This window comes from Flavobacterium seoulense (assembly GCF_000695795.1).
Classification (GTDB): Bacteria; Bacteroidota; Bacteroidia; order Flavobacteriales; family Flavobacteriaceae; genus Flavobacterium; species Flavobacterium seoulense.
In genome coordinates this window covers 23,027-40,465 of the sequence record NZ_JNCA01000018.1, presented here as the reverse complement: position 1 = coordinate 40,465, position 17,439 = coordinate 23,027, and the positions used below count along the sequence as shown (strand labels likewise).

The 17,439-nt window shown below is 33.9% G+C and carries 10 protein-coding genes and 1 tRNA gene; 10 read left to right on the top strand and 1 reads right to left on the bottom strand.

Annotation, left to right across the window (positions count from 1 at the left end; genetic code table 11):
• Nucleotides 1–87 precede the first annotated feature (87 nt).
• The 4 genes from FEM21_RS10190 to FEM21_RS10175 all read left to right on the top strand — a co-directional run bounded on the left by FEM21_RS10190 (nucleotide 88) and on the right by FEM21_RS10175 (nucleotide 10,824).
• Nucleotides 88–3,471, top strand: coding sequence for a TonB-dependent receptor (locus tag FEM21_RS10190; RefSeq protein WP_081824677.1), 3,384 nt, complete (start codon nucleotides 88–90; stop codon nucleotides 3,469–3,471).
• Between the two features lie 4 nt (nucleotides 3,472–3,475).
• Complete coding sequence (locus tag FEM21_RS10185) at nucleotides 3,476–5,341, top strand: RagB/SusD family nutrient uptake outer membrane protein (RefSeq protein ID WP_035660133.1); 1,866 nt, start codon at nucleotides 3,476–3,478, stop codon at nucleotides 5,339–5,341.
• A 193-nt stretch (nucleotides 5,342–5,534) separates the two neighbouring features.
• The gene (locus tag FEM21_RS10180) at nucleotides 5,535–8,150 is read left to right on the top strand and encodes an alpha-L-arabinofuranosidase C-terminal domain-containing protein (protein ID WP_035660131.1); all 2,616 of its coding nucleotides are present in this window, start codon (nucleotides 5,535–5,537) and stop codon (nucleotides 8,148–8,150) included.
• Nucleotides 8,151–8,451: 301 nt separating this feature from the next.
• Nucleotides 8,452–10,824 (top strand): glycoside hydrolase family 127 protein, encoded by a 2,373-nt coding sequence (locus FEM21_RS10175; RefSeq protein ID WP_051627551.1) that lies wholly within the window; start codon nucleotides 8,452–8,454, stop codon nucleotides 10,822–10,824.
• A 127-nt stretch (nucleotides 10,825–10,951) separates the two neighbouring features.
• Here the strand turns inward: FEM21_RS10175 and FEM21_RS10170 are convergent.
• A tRNA-Phe gene (locus FEM21_RS10170) sits at nucleotides 10,952–11,024 on the bottom strand.
• Between the two features lie 99 nt (nucleotides 11,025–11,123).
• Here FEM21_RS10170 and FEM21_RS10165 point away from each other — a divergent pair.
• The 6 genes from FEM21_RS10165 to FEM21_RS10140 all read left to right on the top strand — a co-directional run bounded on the left by FEM21_RS10165 (nucleotide 11,124) and on the right by FEM21_RS10140 (nucleotide 17,384).
• Nucleotides 11,124–11,858, top strand: coding sequence for a type III pantothenate kinase (locus FEM21_RS10165; protein ID WP_035660128.1), 735 nt, complete (start codon nucleotides 11,124–11,126; stop codon nucleotides 11,856–11,858).
• The gene (locus tag FEM21_RS10160; protein WP_035660127.1) at nucleotides 11,851–13,104 is read left to right on the top strand and encodes a membrane protein; all 1,254 of its coding nucleotides are present in this window, start codon (nucleotides 11,851–11,853) and stop codon (nucleotides 13,102–13,104) included. The genes FEM21_RS10165 and FEM21_RS10160 overlap by 8 nt, the downstream gene beginning before the upstream one ends.
• Nucleotides 13,105–13,146: 42 nt before the next feature.
• Nucleotides 13,147–13,701 carry an LPS export ABC transporter periplasmic protein LptC gene (gene lptC / locus FEM21_RS10155; protein ID WP_035660125.1) on the top strand — a complete coding sequence of 185 codons (555 nt, stop codon included), beginning with the start codon at nucleotides 13,147–13,149 and terminating at the stop codon, nucleotides 13,699–13,701.
• Nucleotides 13,702–13,719: 18 nt separating this feature from the next.
• Nucleotides 13,720–13,914: a hypothetical protein gene (locus FEM21_RS10150; protein ID WP_035660124.1), complete on the top strand. Its 195-nt coding sequence runs from the start codon at nucleotides 13,720–13,722 to the stop codon at nucleotides 13,912–13,914.
• 3 nt (nucleotides 13,915–13,917) lie between these two features.
• Nucleotides 13,918–15,177, top strand: a complete 1,260-nt coding sequence (locus tag FEM21_RS10145; RefSeq protein WP_035660122.1) for a hemolysin family protein — start codon at nucleotides 13,918–13,920, stop codon at nucleotides 15,175–15,177.
• Nucleotides 15,178–15,284: 107 nt separating this feature from the next.
• Nucleotides 15,285–17,384, top strand: a complete 2,100-nt coding sequence (locus FEM21_RS10140) for a peptidylprolyl isomerase (RefSeq protein WP_035660120.1) — start codon at nucleotides 15,285–15,287, stop codon at nucleotides 17,382–17,384.
• The last annotated feature ends 55 nt before the right edge of the window (nucleotides 17,385–17,439 follow it).

Here is a 17,439-nt window from a genome sequence, read left to right as displayed (position 1 = left end):
CTAAAGTTTTCATACTCACTCTGCAAAGTGGGTTTGAATTGTTTCTTAAATACCCTCAAATAGTATTAATAAAAACCAATCAAAATTATGAAAAAAAACCTAGTAAAACAACGATTACTAATCCGACTCATGAAGATGACATTTTATCAATTTGTATTAGCGCTTATTTTTTCGACCGTTACTTTTGCAAATAGTGTAAACGGACAAGGAAAACTGGATACTAAAGTAACTATATCGATCACTGATATGGATTTAAGTAGTGCCTTAACAGAACTGAGTAAATCGGCTAATGTGAAATTTTCATATAATTCGAGGATAACAGCTTCAGATAAAAAAGTTAGTGTTAAGGCTTATAATGAACTTTTGTCTACCGTACTTTCTAAAATATTAAAACCACTTAATATTTCGTATGCGCTTGTTAGTAACCAAATAGTTTTACAAAAATCAAAAAACGAAGACGATATTGAGGATAATTACACTGCAATTGACGATCAGCAACAAAAAGTACTTAGCGGAGTTGTAGTAGATGCAGCCGGACTTTCACTTCCCGGAGCTAGTGTACTTGTTAAAGGAACAAACAACAGTACTTCGACTGATTTAGACGGTAAGTTCAGTATTCGTGTAGATGATGCAGCTAAGGTTTTAGTCGTTTCTTTTATAGGATTTGATACTGTAGAATTACCAATAGAAAACAGAACTGATTTTAAAATTACACTGAAAGAATCTTCTCAGGCACTTAACGAAGTAGTGGTTGTGGGATATGGAACGGTAAAGAAAAAAGATTTAACAGGAGCTGTGGCTTCAGTAAAATCGACTGATATTGTTTTAAGTCCGGTAACAAGTCCTATGGAAGCTTTGCAAGGAAGGGTATCAGGTTTAGATATTCAGCGTGGATCAGGAAAAGCAGGAACTTCGCCAGCGGTATTGTTAAGAGGGAACAGATCGTTAACAGCAAGCCAAAGTCCATTGTACATTGTAGACGGAATTCCGTCGAGCATTAATAATTTGAATGCAAATGATATTGAGTCTATCGATGTTTTAAAAGACGCTTCTTCTACAGCTATTTATGGTTCGGCCGGAGCCAATGGTGTAATTATTATTACTACTAAAAAGGCTAAATCAGGAAAAGTACAAATTGATTTGAATAGCTACTATGGATTAAACGGATTTTCATCTTTTCCTAAGCCGCTTACAGGTGAGAAATGGCTGAATTATAAAAGAGACCGTTTCTTTTTAGACAATGGATATCAAGCTACAAATTTGACTGATTTAGGATTGAATGCAGCCGGTATAGCCGCTATCGAAAAAGGACAATGGGTAGATTGGATTGATGAAACCCTTAAAGTAGGCGCACAGCAAAATCACCATCTTTCTATTAGAGGAGGTTCTGAAAAAGTTCAGGGATATATGTCAATGGGATTAGTAGGTGAGAAAGGAATCTATGAAAACGATGAAACTACAATTTTGAATTCAAGAGGAGGACTTGAGGTAAAATTTAGTGATAAATTTAAAACTGGTTTTCAGTTAATTTTAAACTATCGTAATAATAATACGACTAATAGTAGAATTAATAAAGCATATGCCGTGTATCCTTTAGGAATACCATTTGATGAAAATGGCGTTGTTAATCTTTTTCCTTTAGAAGGAGATCCTAATAATGTGAGTCTTTTGGCAAATAATTATCCGGGAGCTTTTGTTAACGAGGGAAAAAGTTTTAATGTGCAGTTTAACCCTTATTTTGAGTTTGAATTTGTTAAAAACTTAAAGTTGAGATCTAATTTAGGAACTCAGTTTTCAAATAGCAGAACGGGTACTTTTCAAAATAAAAACTCTTATAATTTACTTTCAGAAGGTAGAACAGCAAGTGAAGCGAGTTATGATACTAGTTTTTCATATAGTTATATCTGGGAAAATATTCTTAACTATAATTTTAAGGTGGCTACTGACCATGATTTTACACTTACGGGAATTTCTTCATGGGCAGACAGTAGAAATGAAGGTACATCATTAGCTGGAAATGGTTTGGATTATGATGATTTCCAATTTTATAATATGGGATCAATAAAAAATCTTACTACAAGAATCAATAGTTTTAGTCAGACTAATAGAATGTCTTTTGCCGGACGTATGAATTATAGTTTTAAAGGGAAATATCTTTTACAATTAACTAATCGTTGGGATGGAGTTTCTCAGTTAGCTGTGGGTAATAAATGGTCGTCATTTCCATCAGCTTCTGTTGCCTGGCGTATTAGCGAAGAAGGTTTTATGAGAAATGCCAGCTCATGGTTAGATAATTTAAAATTAAGATTAGGACATGGTATTTCAGGAACAGCTAATATTGATCCGTATTCTAGTTTAACACGTACTGCAACAAAGGTAAGTAACTTATCTCTTGGAGGAACCACGGTTTTGCCTCTTTATACACCTACAGAGCATATTTCAAATCCTGATTTAACTTGGGAAAGGTCAACAAATACCAATTTAGGTTTGGATTTTGCTATCTTGAAAAACCGAATTGATATTGCAGCAGAATACTATTGGACAAAAACAGATGGTATTTTATGGGATCGTCGTTTACCAACCAGTTCAGGAGGTTTTGATGCTAAAACTCCATATAAGAAAACGTCTAATATAGCTACTTCTGAAAACAGAGGATTTGAAATAGCTGTAAGTACAAGAAATATCGACAAGGAAAATTTCAAATGGAATACTTCATTCACTTTTACTACAGCTAAAGAAAAATTAACTGAAATTGACTTAGGAAATTTAACAGTTAGCCAATTAATTTCTGAAGGTTTGTTTATAGGAGAAACTCCGGCTTCGGGAGGTGTTTTTTATGATTATAAAAAAATTGGAATCTGGCAATTAGGTCAGGAAGCCGAAGCAGCTTTGTATGGAGCAAAACCAGGAGATATTAAGTTACAAACAGTAGAACAATTTGATGCTAATGGAGTTTCGGATAATGGAGTACACGTTTATTCTACTAAAGACAGAATGATTGTGGGGAATACCGTTCCTGATTATTTCTTTGGAGTTCAAAATACGTTTAAGTATAAAAATTTCGACCTTACCGTATTTGTAAACGGTAGATATGGAAATATGATGCGTGCTCAGGTTCTAGGTTATTGGAACAGAGAAGCGCAGCCTGAAACTTACAGTTATTGGACTGCTGATAATCCTACTAATGATTTCCCAAGACCAGGCGGAAGTTTTAATACGCAATTTCAATCGGCTTTAGAATTAGTTGATGGTTCTTATATCAAGATTAAGAATATCACATTAGGTTATTCAATGCCTGAAGAGTTTCTTAAAAGAGTAGGTTTAAGTAGTATGAGACTTTATGGAACTACTTACAATCCGTTTGTATTTAGCCGTAGTCATTTATTGAAAGATGTAGATCCTGAAAATGGAGGATCAGATTCATTCCCATTATTTAAACAAGTTGTTTTCGGTATCAATTTATCATTGTAACATTATGAAGAAAAATATAAATCAAAAATTAGCAATCGTCTTTTTATTCCTCTCGATTGGAATATTTCAATCGTGTAGTCTGGACGAACAAAACCGTACAACGGTTTCTTTAGACAAATCTTATGGTGAAAGATCAGGATTTGAAGGTTTGATTGATAGCTGTTATGAAAATCTTTATTTCTTATATGGAAAAGTAGATTTTATAGCGCCAAATGAAGCAGGAACTGATTCCTGGGAAAATGTAGGTAGTGGAGGAATTGGATTTGCACAATATGCAAGCCAGTTAAATCCTGATGATGGAAATCTTAAAGTAATTTGGGGAACGGCTTATTCTACAATTAACCTTTGTAATACGGCTATTTATTATGCAACTGATGTAAAAGGATATGCTACTACTGATGAGTTAAATGCAAAATTAGCTGAAGCTTATTTTTTAAGAGCTTTTAATAATTTCTTACTTGTAGAGCAATTTGGCGGAGTTGTTTTAAGAACAAAATCATCTATTATAGAAGGAGTAGATAATGCACCAGTACGTAGTTCTGAGGAGGAATTTTATAATTTGATTATTGAAGATTTAAAATTTGCCTGCACACATCTTCCAACAAAGCAAACATTACAGGGAAGAATTGCTAAAAAAGCAGCTTATGGTTTATTGGCTAAAGTGTATTTGCAAAGAACAAGATTAGGCGAAGTTCAAAAGTATGCGCAATTAGCTCTTGAAACAGCTGAGGAATTAATCAATAATCCTTCAAAATACAATACTGCTTTGTATGTGAGTGATAATACTAAATCTGGTTTTGCTAAATTATGGAGTGGTCAAAATAATAAAAATAATACTGAATTTTTATTCACTCAGGGAATTGATCACGTAAGCGGATTAAATCCAGAAGCTTGGAACAGAGGAAGAACTAGACAATATTATTTACCTGATTTAGCAACCAGAGGTGCCGAATGGGGAACCGGAGCAACAAGTATTTTATATGGAAGAGCAAACAGCCGTTTGTTGAAGCCAAGTAAATATTTGCTTACCGAAGTTTTTTCTCCGGTAGAATCTCCTGCTGATACTCGTTTTGCTGAAACATTTACGTTTAAGTTTTATGCGGCTGCCGCTAAAACTATTACGCAAGCCATGGCGACTGCTTATAAAAAAGATGCTTCTGTAGTAGGGTACACAATTAAAAATACCTTGGCTCAAGCAGCTCCGGCGGTTAACTTCTATTCTCAAAGAATCGAAGAGCAGGTAAATATGAATAATGACGAAGGATTAGCTGTTTTTACACCTAACTGGACTATAGATGCTGTAACAAAAAGTAAAATGCCAATGCTTGTAGCTGATCCAAGTGATTTGTTTGAACCGGGAACAAATAGATATAAAGATCCTGCATTGTACCCAAATGATCCTAATTTGATTAATATGTTTCCAGCGATGCGAAAATTCTCGGCTGCATTATATTGTCAGAGTAATCAATATTGGTTAGGTGATATTCCTATTATTCGTTTAGGAGAAATTTATCTAATTGCTGCCGAAGCGGCTATTTTAAATGGTAACGACCAGAATAAAGCTGTAGGTTATGTAAATACTTTGAGAAAAAGAGCTGCTTTAACATCAAGAGAAAACGAAATGGTAGTTTTGGCTTCACAAATAAATGTTGATTTTCTTTTAAAAGAAAGAGCCAGAGAGTTAACTGGTGAACACATGAGATGGATAGATTTAAAACGTATGGGCAAGTTGAATAAAGCTTATCTTGATCAAACAAATCCTATTGCGGGAACTAATTTTGTTGATGGAAAACACCTTGTTAGGCCAATTCCAAGATCTTTCTTAGATGCTATTTCAAATGCGACTCAGTTTGGTAATAACGGATATTAATTTATAGATATTAAAAAGCTTTTTTAATTAGTTTGTTTCAAAGCCCATGTAAATTATTTTGCATGGGCTTTATCTTTTAATAAAGCTGCTTTAAAAGTGGCTTTTTTGCTTTTATGAAATTATAGTCTGAAATTATAAATGTTTTTTTTACATTTGTTAATTCCAACTTTATATTTTACAAAAGAATAAACCAATGAAAAATCAAACCAAACTGAATGTTGTTGTATTTGTAATGAGTGTTTTAATGGTTCTGCCCATTTTTGCAGAGGACAATAAAAAGTTAATTCATCCGGGTTCAGTATATTTATTTGCTTACACACCTGAAAATTTATCAGGAAGAACAGGACTGCAATTTGCCTGGAGTATTGATAAGAAAAGCTGGAATTCGATAGGGCAAAATTTTAATTTTCTATTGTCTGATTATGGACGCTGGGGCGCGCAAAAAAAAATGCAGGCACCTTATCTTTTTCAGGATAATCAAAAAACTTGGCATTGTGTCTGGACATTGAATGATACAGACGGTACATTTGCTCATGCCGCTTCTAAAGATTTAATTAGCTGGGGACGTCAGTCTTATCCTCCGGTGATGACAAATAATAATTGTTTGCAAACTGTAGTGTCTCAAGATAAAGGCATTTTTACGGTATCATGGTTGAGTTCCGGAAATTCTAAAAAAGAGTTTCATGCTGTAACGACAACTAATTTTGTTAATTATTCGAATACAAAAAACATTCAGGATTCAGACCGGGTTGATTTGAGAGAAACAATAGCTGTTGGAGGAATAAATCAAAGAGGAACAGTTTATAAAGTGAACTGGGAATTAGTAAATAATTTGATTAAAGCTGAACAATTAGGTACTTATAATAACCAATTAAAAGAAGAATCTTCTAAGACCGATGCAACTCGTTTTGCTGGTTTAAAACCTGTAAATGCTACAATTACCGTAAATGCTTCTCAGAATAAAAAAATTAGCAATATGCTTACTGGAATATTTTTTGAAGATATTAATTATGCTGCCGATGGAGGATTGTATGCTGAGCTAATTCAGAATCGTGGTTTTGAATATACTTTGAGTGATAAACAAGGTCGCGATAAATCATGGGATAGTAAAAAAGCATGGAGTATTTCAGGAAATCAAAATACTTTTAGTATTGATTCGGTGATGCCAATTCATGATAATAATAAACATTATGCTGTTTTAAAAACGGCTGAGGTTGGAAAAGGATTAAGCAATGAAGGTTTTGACGGAATTGCTTTGAAAGCAGGCGATAAATATGATTTTTCTCTTTTTACCAGAAATTTGGCTGAAGCCAATACAAAATTACTTATTCGCTTAGTTGGAAAAAATGGAGAAAAATATGGAGAAACGACCATTAATTCGAATAGTACTAATTGGAAAAAATACACAGCTGTTTTAGTTTCGAATAAAACGGCGGCTGATGCTAAATTAGAAATCATTCCTCAAAGTGCAGGAAGTATCGCATTGGATATGATTTCACTTTTTCCGCAAAAAACTTTCAAAGGGCGTAAAAATGGTTTACGAGCCGATTTAGCTCAGACAATTGCCGATATTCAGCCAAAGTTTATGCGCTTTCCGGGTGGCTGCGTAGCACATGGTAATGGTTTAGAAAATATTTACCATTGGAAAAATACCATTGGACCACTAGAAGCCAGAAAACCACAACGTAATTTATGGAATTATCATCAATCAATGGGATTGGGCTATTTCGAATATTTTCAGTTTTGTGAAGATATGGGTGCTGCGCCTTTACCTGTAGTAGCTGCTGGAGTTCCATGTCAAAATTCAGGAGTGGGTGGAGAAGGACAACAAGGCGGAATCCCAATGGAGGAAATGGACGAATATGTTCAGGATGTACTCGATTTAATCGAATATGCTAATGGAAGTGTCAATACAAAATGGGGTAAAAAACGTGCCGAAGCAGGTCATCCTAAACCATTCAATCTTAAATATATTGGAGTAGGAAACGAAGATTTGATTACTGATATTTTTGAAGAGCGTTTTACTATGATTTTTAATGCTGTAAAAGCAAAATATCCTGAAATTACTGTAATTGGAACTGTTGGGCCATTTTATGAAGGAACGGATTATAACGAAGGCTGGGCAATTGCTGATAAGTTAAATGTTCCGATGGTTGACGAGCATTATTACGAATCGGTGGGATGGTTTATTAATAATCAGGATTTTTATGATAAATATGATCGTTCTAAGGCAAAAGTATATTTAGGAGAATATGCTGCTTTTTTACCGGGACGTCCTAATAATATTGAAACGGCTTTGGCGGAAGCCCTGTATTTAACATCAGTTGAACGTAATGGCGATGTGGTAAGTATGGCTTCGATTGCGCCAATGCTGGCTAAAGAAGGTCATACACAATGGAATCCGGATATTATTTATTTTAATAATTCAGAAGTGAAACCAACCGTGGGTTATCAGGTTCAAAAAATGTATGGAAACAATCCGGGAGATATTTATTTTTCTAATGATATTAGTATTTCTGATACCACTGAGCCGGTTAGAAAACGTATCGGAGTTTCAGTAGTGCGTGATAGTAAAAGTAACGATTTGATTTTAAAATTAGTTAATATGCTTCCTGTTGCGGTAAATACCCAATTGAATTTGAAAAATTTGGGAGTAACAGCTTCGAATGCTAGTCGTACTTTATTAACTGGAGCACCAGATAGTAAAACGGCTTTACCAAAAACAGATACTATTTCAGTAAATGAAGAGTTTTCAAGCGAACTACCAGCGTATTCATTTTCGCTTATTCGAATAAAAACCAAAAAATAATTTTTTCAATGTCCTTAGCTTTCGCAGTCGAGTGTCAAATGTTTGAAGGATGCGTAAAAAGAAAAGCTGTTTGAGCGTAGCGAGTTCTTTTCTTTTAGCATTCGAAAACTAATTTGACCGAGGAGGAAGCGTAAGACTTGATTTTTTTGTTTCTTTTTTGATCAAGCAAAAAAGAAAATTATTAAATGAAAGCGTCATAGTTGTTTGTCGAAATGCTAAGACTGATTAAAATATATATTTAATTGTTTTAAAAACAAATTCAAGTAAAAGTTTACTTTTAATAACTAACTAAACCAAAATTATGATATTAAAAAATGTAAAAAACAATCTATGGTCGGTTGTTTTGATTACGTTAAGTACTGCTGTTTATAGTCAGTCGGCGCAATTGCAATCTTTTCCGTTGTCGTCTGTTCGTTTATTGGAAAGTCCTTTTCAAAAGGCTCAACAAACGGATATGAAATATATTTTAGAACTTGATGCCGATAGATTATTGGCTCCTTATTTAAAAGAAGCTGGACTAACTCCGTTAAAAGATAATTATGGTAACTGGGAAAATACAGGATTAGACGGGCACATTGGCGGACATTACCTTTCGGCTTTGTCTGAGATGTATGCCGCAACCGGAAATCAGCAAATAAAAGAACGTCTGGATTATGTTTTGAATTGGTTAGAAAAATGCCAATTAAAAAATGGAGATGGATATATAGGAGGAGTTCCGGGAAGCAGAGAATTGTGGGCTGATATTGCCAAAGGTAAAATTGATGCCGGTGGTTTTTCTTTGAATAAAAAATGGGTGCCTTGGTACAATATTCATAAAGTTTATGCAGGTCTGGTAGATGCTTATAATTTGACAGGAAATGAAAAAGCGAAACAAATGCTGATCAAATTATCCGATTGGTGTTTGAAATTAGTCGCGAATCTTTCGGATGAGCAAATCCAGCTGATGCTAAAAAGTGAGCATGGCGGAATGAACGAAGTTTTTGCTGATGTAGCTGCCATTACAGGAGATAAAAAATATTTGGTTTTGGCTGAGAAATTTTCGCATAAAACTATTTTAGATCCTTTATTGCATAATGAAGATAAGTTAAACGGAATTCATGCTAATACACAAATCCCGAAAGTTATCGGTTTTATGCGTGTTGCCGAAGTTGGTGGTGATGCAAAATGGGCTGATGCAGCTAACTTTTTCTGGAAAACAGTGGTTGATAATAGAACTATTTCTATAGGAGGAAACAGTGTGCGAGAACATTTTAATCCGTCGAATGATTTTTCTTCGATGCTCGAGTCTCGTGAAGGTCCCGAAACCTGTAATAGTTACAATATGTTGAAATTGAGTAAGCATTTGTTTTTAACGAATCCTGATTCGAAATATATGGATTATTATGAGCGTACGACTTACAATCATATTCTGTCATCGCAACATCCTGAAGGTGGATTTGTGTATTTTACGCCTATTCGTCCGCGTCATTATCGTGTGTATTCAGAGCCTCAGGAATCTTTTTGGTGTTGTGTGGGTTCGGGTTTAGAAAATCACGGAAAATACGGCGAAATGATTTATGCACATGATGCTGCAAATTTATACGTGAATCTTTTTATTCCATCTACTTTAGAATGGAAGGAAAAAGGATTGAAACTAACGCAAAGCACGAAGTTTCCTTTCGAAGAACAATCAACTTTTACATTGGATTTAAAGAAGTCACAAAAGTTTGCTGTTAAATTCAGATATCCTTCGTGGGTAACGAATGGAGAATTAAAAATCAAAGTAAATGGTAAAGATGTAGCGATTAAAAAAGATGCGAATTCGTATGTTGTAATTAATCGAAAATGGAAATCGGGAGATGTAATTTCGATAGTGTTACCAATGCATAATAAAACGGAACAATTGCCTGATAAATCAAATTGGGTGTCATTTTTACACGGACCAATTGTTCTTGCTGCAGTTACTGGCGAGACGGATTTAACAGGATTAAGAGCCGATGGAAGCCGAATGGGACACATTGCCAGCGGACCCATTTATCCTATTGAAGAGGCACCAATGTTGGTTTCAAATTCAACTGATTTAGCGCAGTCTATAACAGCGGTAAAAAATAAACCTTTTACATATTCGATTTCTGATATTACTTATCAGGAACAATTTAAAGATTTACAATTAGTGCCTTTTTTCCAAATTCATGATGCACGATATATGTTGTATTGGCCTTATACAACTAAGGAGAAATTGCCGGAATTGCAGGCTGCCATGAAAGAAAGGGAAGAAGCTAAGATGAAACTGGAAGCACAAACGATAGATTTGGTTACTGCCGGAGAGCAACAACCGGAAAACGATCATAATTTTAAAGGAGAACAAACGGACACCGGAATTTATAAAGAACTTCATTATAGAAACGGAAAAGGTTTCTTTAGTTATGAATTGAAAAATCCAAAAGCAGAAGCCCGTAAATTAAGATTCACTTATTTTGGTTCAGACAAAAATCGCAATTTTGATGTGTATTTGAATGCTGTTTTAGTGGCTTCAATAACATTAGATGGCAAAGAAGGGAATCAGTTTGTTGATAAAACTATCGAAATTCCTGCTGAGGTTTTAAAGTCAAATCCAAAATTACTGGAAGTAAAATTTCAGGCTAAACCTAATTCGTCTATTACAGGTATTTATGAAGTACGTTTAATGAAATAGTTTTAAATAGTAATTTGTGTAGTTGAAGAGGCCTTCCGGAAACGGGAGGTTTTTTTGTTTTTTATAAAAGTGATTTTATTCGGGAACTATAAAAACAAAAAACCCGAATATTGCTATTCGGGTTTTGTGGTACCTCCAGGGATCGAACCAGGGACACATGGATTTTCAGTCCATTGCTCTACCATCTGAGCTAAGGTACCGTGCTTGACGCGGGTGCAAATATAGAATCTTTTTTAGTTTCTCCAAAACATTTTTAAGAAAAAATCTATTTGTATCTTCGCAAAACCAAAATTCAAAATATGATAGTAACTGTTGATGTGGGTAACACCCGAATTAAAGCAGCTGTTTTTGAGGGAGATACTCTTTTAGAGCATTTTGTTTTTGATAAAATCGAACTTGCTGAAAACATTCAAAAAATTTTAGAAAAATTTCAGGCTATAGTTCATTTGGTAGTTTCTTCAGTGGGAGATGTCGACAAAAAATCTTTTTTAGTATTCGAAAATCAGCTTGAAGTTCATTTTGTTTCTCATGAAGATATTTTCCCATTCACCAATAATTATGGGACTCCAAAAACTTTAGGAATTGATCGAATGGTGCTGGCAGCGGGAGCTACTTTGTTGTATCCCAATCAAAATAGATTAATAATTGATGCGGGAACGTGTGTTACGTATGATTTTGTTGATGAAAACAATGTATATCAGGGCGGTGCTATAGCGCCTGGATTACGATTGCGTTACGAGTCCATGCATCATTTTACGGCAAAACTTCCGTTATTGTCTTTACAAAGTCCGGAAAATTTTATTGGAAAATCAACTTCACAATCGATTCATTCAGGTGTCGTAAACGGATTGGTCTATGAGATTGACGGTTTTGTAGATGAATATAAGGCAAGCTGTAAAAATATTATCATAATTTTAACTGGTGGAGATGCAGTTTTTTTGGCTAAACGATTAAAAAATACCATATTTGCCAATTCAAATTTCCTTTTGGAGAGTTTGAACCAAACATTTCAATATAAAATCAAAAATGATTAGAAAAATTATATCAAGCCTTTGTTTGCTTTTTTCAATGGTTTCTTTTGCTCAGGAGGGGACTTCGTCGCCTTATTCTTTTTATGGGATTGGCGATGTGCGATTTAAAGGAACAATTGAAAGCCGTTCTATGTCTGGAATTCAGGTGGAACAGGATAGTATTCATTTAAACTTAGATAATCCGGCAAGTTATTCTAATCTAAAGTTAACCACATTTACTGTTGGGGGAACTTACAATACAACTACGTTAAAAAATAGTTCCAGCTCTGAACAGGCTAAGAGAACCACTTTTGATTATTTGGCTGTGGGATTACCTATGGGGAAATTAGCGGTTGGATTTGGTTTGATTCCATATTCATCTGTAGGTTATAAAGTGGAGAATATTTCTGCTGTAGAAGGTGGTCAAAGTAGTCGTGATTATGCAACGGGAGGAATGACGAAAGCTTTTTTTGGTGCTTCCTATAAAATAGCTCCAAAGTTAAGTGTAGGAGCCAATGTAGATTATAATTTTGGTAGAATTGAAACGACTAATTTACAATACATCAACGGAGTTGCTAATGGAAGCCGTGAATTAAACAGAGCTGACTTATCAGGTGTGAATTTTAATTTTGGTGCTATGTATCAAACAAAATTGAATAAAAAATTAAGTTTATTCAGTAGTTTGAGTTATAGATTAGAAGGTAAATTAGCGTCTAGCAATACTAGAAACTTAGCTGCAGTAACCTTTTCTACTGGTTTTGATTTCTCTGCGGTACAAGTTGCAGATGAAGAAACAGAGACAGAAAACTTAACTTTGCCTAGCGAATTGAAATTTGGATTAGGAATTGGTGAAGCAAGAAAATGGTTAGTGGGAGCACAAATTGTTGCAGCTAGTCAGGGTGATTTGGCTAATACTTACAATACTTCGTCTAGAGTATCTTATGAAAAAGCAATGCGATATAGTATTGGAGGATATTATATTCCTAATTATAACAGCCAGTTTGGTAGTTATTTTAAAAGAATTGTTTACAGAGCCGGTATTAAATACGAAGAAACAGGCTTGATTGTAGATGCTCAGTCTATTAAAGATGCAGGAGTAAGTTTTGGATTAGGATTGCCGGTTACAGGAAGTTTTTCTAATGTAAACTTTGGTTTCGAATTTGGGAAAAGAGGAACAACTTCGGCTGGTTTGATTCAGGAAAATTATGCTAAATTTAGTATAGGTCTTTCATTAAACGACAGATGGTTCGTTAAGAGAAAGTATGACTAATAATTGCCCGGAAATATCAATTTATATCGTATCACTTTGAGCGTGTTTTTATTAAAAAAAAATAAATTATTTATAGCAGTCATGGCAGTAGCCGTGACTCTGTTTTTTGGGTGTGAAAGTAATTTTAAGAAAGTACAGCAGAATAATTTTACTGAGTTTACACCTTCCGGTGATGCTGATAATGTAAACTTAAAATACACCGATTCAGGATTGATAAAAGCAGTTTTGATAAGTTCGAAAATGTTGGATTATGCCACGGTAGATTTTGCTTTTACTGAATTTCCAAAAGGAATTGATCTTACGGTTTATGATAAAAAGGAAAAAAAGACCCGCATAACTTCAAATTATGCTGTTTCGTATAAAAGTACAAATATCATAGATTTGCAGGGAAAAGTAAAAATTGTTTCCGAAGACGGTCAAAAACTGGAAACGGAACAATTGTATTATGATCAAAAAAACGAATGGTTTTTTACCGAAAAAAAGTTTAAATTAACTGATTTAAAAGGCGCTTCAAACGGTCAGGGAATCGATTTTAGCAAAGATTTTAAAGTAATTAATTCTCAACGAATAACTGGTGAAGTATTATCTTCCGAATAATTTTAAATTTAATATATCATGACCTTTTTTAAATATACACCTTATGTTTACCTTTTATTAGCTGGGTTTTTTATTTATGAAGCAGTAGTAAAATGGAATGATCCCGAAGCGACTCCAATGTTAAGTCTTTTAATGGCTGGTTTAGGGATTTTTATGTTTTTCTTCAGAAGAAGATTTGTAAAAAAAATGCAGGATCGTAACCATAAATCATAATTTATGGAAATTAGTATTATAATATCATGTCTAATACTAGCTGCTTTTTTTTCAGGGATGGAAATAGCATTCATCTCTTCGAATAAAATTTATCTTGAAATCGAAAAAAAACAAGATGGTTTTATTTCCGGAATTCTAACTAAACTTACCGAAAAACCATCTCAATTTATTGCCGCAATGCTTATTGGTCACAATTTAGCATTGGTGATTTATGGCTTTTTCATGGGCGAACTCGTAATGCATTGGATTCATTCACTGAATTATGCTATTTCGACTTGGTTGAGTTTGCTTATTCAAGCCGTGATTTCGACATTGATTATTTTAATAACGGCAGAATTTTTTACAAAAATCTTTTTTCAGATTTATTCTAATGTTTTAATCAAGTTTTTTGCTGTTCCTGCCTATGTCTTTTACCAGCTTTTTTATTTTATTTCGACATTTATTATTTGGATTTCAGATTTTGTTTTAAAGAAGTTCTTTAGAACCGAAGGAGACGAAATCCAATTGTATTTTTCGAAAATTGAATTAGGAAATTATATTACTGAACAAATGAGCGCTGTTGAAGATGACGAAGAAATAGATTCAGAAATTCAGATTTTTCAAAATGCACTGGAATTTTCGGCAGTAAAAGCCCGCGATATTATGATGCCAAGAACGGAAATCGTTGCGATAGATTTGTACGATTCGGTTCAGGAACTTAAAGAATTATTTATCGAAACCGGATATTCTAAAATTATGGTTTTCGAAAATTCATTAGACGAAATTGTTGGTTATGTGCATTCGTTTGATTTGTTTAAAAAACCCAAAAAAATCAAGTCGATTCTTATTCCTGTAGAATTTGTTCCGGAAACGGTTTATATTAAAGAAGTCATGGATTTGTTGATTAAAAAACGAAGAAGTGTTGCAATCGTTCTGGATGAATACGGAGGAACTTCGGGCATGATTACGGTAGAAGATATTGTAGAGGAACTTTTTGGAGAAATTGAAGACGAGCATGATTCTGACGAAGAATTAATCGAAAAAGAATTAGAAGAAGATGTGTATCTTTTTTCGGCTCGTTTTGATGTAGAATATTTGAATCAAACGTATAAACTACAAATTCCCGAGAGTGATTCTTACGGAACTTTGGGCGGTTTTATTGTCGATTTTACTAAAGAAATTCCTCAAAAAGCAGCAAAAATCACCATAGGAAATTACCATTTTGTGATTGAAGAAGCCACAAATAAAAAAATAGAATTAGTGAAAATGACCGTAAAAGAGTGATTTTTTTAGAAAAACAAAAAATCTTTTAAAATAAAACGTTACTTGTATTATTATTAACTAGATAATTGTATTTTCGCAAACTGAATATAAAATTAACAACAATAAAAATGGCAGTTTTATCAAAAATTAGACAGCGCTCCGCTTTAATGATTGCAGTTATTGCATTGGCTTTATTTGCATTTATCATTGGTGATTTATTCAAAAGCGGTAGTTTTAGCAGTACCTCAAAAGATGTAGGAAGCATTAATGGAAAAGATATTTCATTTGAAAGTTTTAGACTTAAAGTAAGTGATGTTGAAAAAAGTGGTCAGGGAATCACTTCTACAGCAGCTGCTAACAGAGTTTGGGAACAAGAAGTTTCTGTAGCTTTACTAACTTCTGAGTTTGATAAATTAGGATTAAGAGTAGGTGAAAAACACATTATCGAAATCTTAAAAGCTGATCAAAATATTGGTCAAAATCCAATGTTCCAGAATGCTGCCGGAATGTTTGACCTGGCTAAATTTAAAGAATACTTTAAAGCTAATCCAGCACAAGCTGAATTCTTGAAACAAAGAGAAAGAGACGCTGAATTAAACGCAAAATACCAAATTTACAGTACTTTAATTAAATCAGCTACTTATACTACACAAGCTGAAGGTAAATTGAAATATGAGTTAGAATCAAATAAAGCTAACTTTTCATATGTAGGTGCTTTGTATTCTTCTATCAAAGACAGTGATGTAAAAGTGACTGACGCTGAGATTTTAGATTACATGAAGAAAAATCAAAAACTATACAAAGCGGAAGAATCTCGTGCTATTGAATATGTTTTAATTGAAGACAAACCATCACCAGCAGATATCGCTGAGGCAAAATCAAAAATCAATGCATTATTAGCAGGAAGTGTAGTTTACAATCAGGCAACTGGTAAAAATGATACTTTAGCTGGATTTAGAACTACAAATAATGTTGTTGAATTTGTAAATTCAAATTCTGATATTCCTTATGATTCTACTTATGTTGCTAAAAAAGATTTACCGGCTGTAGATGCTGATCAATTATTTAATTTGGCTCCAGGTGCTGTTTATGGTCCTTATGTTTTTGGTGATTACTACTGTATTTCAAAATCATTAGGTAAAAAAGCAGGTGTAAATGCTAAGGCTAGCCATATCTTAATTAGTTATGAAGGAGCTCAGGTTCCTAACCAAAGAGAAAAAAGAACAAAAGAAGAAGCTAAGGCTAAAGCAGAAGAAGTTTTAGCTCAGGTTAATGCTAATCCGGATAGTTTTATGATGTTGGCTTTCCAATATTCTGATGATTCGTCTGCTCAACAAGGTGGGGATTTAGGTTATTTTGGACCAAATCAAATGGTAAAACCATTTAATGATTTTGTTTTCAATAGTGGTATTGGAAAAATCGGTTTAGTTGAAACTCCTTTTGGATTCCACATTATTAAAGTTACTGATAAGCAAGACGGAATTCGTTTAGCTACTGTAGCTCAAAAATTAGAAGCATCAGAAGCTACTTCAGATAAAATTTTTACACAGGCTACTGGATTCGAAATGAAAGTTGCAGATAACGATTTTAACAAAACAGCTAAAGAAATGAAATTGACTGTTACACCAGCTGTTTCAGTAAAAGCAATGGACGAGAGCTTTGGAGCTTTAGGAAATCAAAGAAACATCGTTAGATGGGCATTTGAAGATGATACTAAAGTAGGTTCAGTAAAACGTTTTGAGGTAGCTAATATTGGTCACGTAATTGCTAAAGTAAAAGATATCGATGATTCAGGATTTGCTCCATTAGATCAGGTAAGACCTTTTATCGAAACGAAATTGAAGAAAACTAAAAAAGCAGAAATGCTTAAAGCTAAAATGACAGCTACTTCTCTTGAAGGAATTGCTAAGGCTACAGGAAGTAAAGTAGAACAAGCTGTTAATGTTACTTTAGATAATCCGGTATTAAACGGTGGAGTAGGTCAGGAACCAAGAGTGGTAGGAAATGCATTTGCATTAGCTGCTAATAAAATTTCGGCTCCTATCGAAGGAAATACAGGAGTTTATGTAGTTAAAACTACAAGTGTTGTTAAAGCTCCAGCGGTAAAAGATGTTGCTCCTTATGTTGCTAAAGTAAAAGCAGAATCAGCAGGAGATGTAAATAGAGTATTGCCAGCTCTTAAAGATATTGCTGATATTAAAGATAACAGAAAACAATTCAATTACTAGTTTTTAACTAGCTGAAATAAAAAAAGGTCCCGAAGTAATTCGGGACCTTTTTTTA

Bases quoted from the DNA above. Each gene is read 5' to 3' on its own strand.
- FEM21_RS10145 (WP_035660122.1), top strand. From the start codon at position 13,918: ATGGAAATTAGTATTATAATATCATGTCTAATACTAGCTGCTTTTTTT.
- FEM21_RS10140 (WP_035660120.1), top strand. From the start codon at position 15,285: ATGGCAGTTTTATCAAAAATTAGACAGCGCTCCGCTTTAATGATTGCA.
- FEM21_RS10160 (WP_035660127.1), top strand. From the start codon at position 11,851: ATGATTAGAAAAATTATATCAAGCCTTTGTTTGCTTTTTTCAATGGTT.
- FEM21_RS10185 (WP_035660133.1), top strand. From the start codon at position 3,476: ATGAAGAAAAATATAAATCAAAAATTAGCAATCGTCTTTTTATTCCTC.
- FEM21_RS10175 (WP_051627551.1), top strand. From the start codon at position 8,452: ATGATATTAAAAAATGTAAAAAACAATCTATGGTCGGTTGTTTTGATT.
- FEM21_RS10165 (WP_035660128.1), top strand. From the start codon at position 11,124: ATGATAGTAACTGTTGATGTGGGTAACACCCGAATTAAAGCAGCTGTT.
- FEM21_RS10190 (WP_081824677.1), top strand. From the start codon at position 88: ATGAAAAAAAACCTAGTAAAACAACGATTACTAATCCGACTCATGAAG.
- FEM21_RS10150 (WP_035660124.1), top strand. From the start codon at position 13,720: ATGACCTTTTTTAAATATACACCTTATGTTTACCTTTTATTAGCTGGG.
- FEM21_RS10180 (WP_035660131.1), top strand. From the start codon at position 5,535: ATGAAAAATCAAACCAAACTGAATGTTGTTGTATTTGTAATGAGTGTT.